The organism is Parendozoicomonas verongulae (assembly GCF_009711465.1).
GTDB classification, from domain to species: domain Bacteria; phylum Pseudomonadota; class Gammaproteobacteria; order Pseudomonadales; family Endozoicomonadaceae; genus Sansalvadorimonas; species Sansalvadorimonas verongulae.
On sequence record NZ_SMME01000702.1, the window covers coordinates 1,971 to 2,585 of the forward strand.

The window sequence follows — 615 nt, forward strand, 5'->3', positions numbered from 1 at the left end:
TATGCGAATGGCCATGGACATCTTTACCCAATTGCGCACAAGGGCAGTCGGGCAGGCGAATACCCCCTGTGATGATAAGGATATCGAACTGGCTATGGGCAGATTGCTTCAGAGCATCGGGGGCACGGCCAACATGAAAGCAGCTCTGGAGATCTTTATTCGGCTGCGTACCCGAGCGGCCTGGGGGCAGGTGAACACCCCCTGTGAGGACAAGGAAATCGAGTTAACGCTGGGCAGACATCTCCAGATTATGGGGGGTAAGGATAACCTGAAAGCGGCTCTGGGTATCTATACCCAGGTGCGCACTCAGGCGGCCGGGGGGCAGGCGAACACCCCCTGTGATGACAAAGGATGAACGAACACCCCCTGTGATGATAAGGATATCGAGCTAACACTGGGCAGATATCTTCAGACCATTGGAGGCAAGGGCAGTCTGGAAGTTGCTCTGGAGATCTTTACCCGACTGCGCACCCGAGCGGCCGGGGGACGGGTGAACACCCCCTGTAATGATAAGGATATCGAGTTAACGCTGGGCAGATATCTCCAGATATCAGGGGGTCTAGGCAACCTGCAAAAGGCCCTGGTCATCTTTACCAGATTGCGCACCCGGGCGGC

Annotated in this window: 1 protein-coding gene; it reads left to right on the forward strand. The window is 56.1% G+C overall.

Annotation, left to right across the window (positions count from 1 at the left end):
* Nucleotides 1–355, forward strand: a 355-nt coding sequence (locus E1189_RS23420; protein WP_196221136.1) for a hypothetical protein, incomplete at its 5' end; no start/stop codon positions are given.
* Nucleotides 356–615 lie beyond the last annotated feature (260 nt).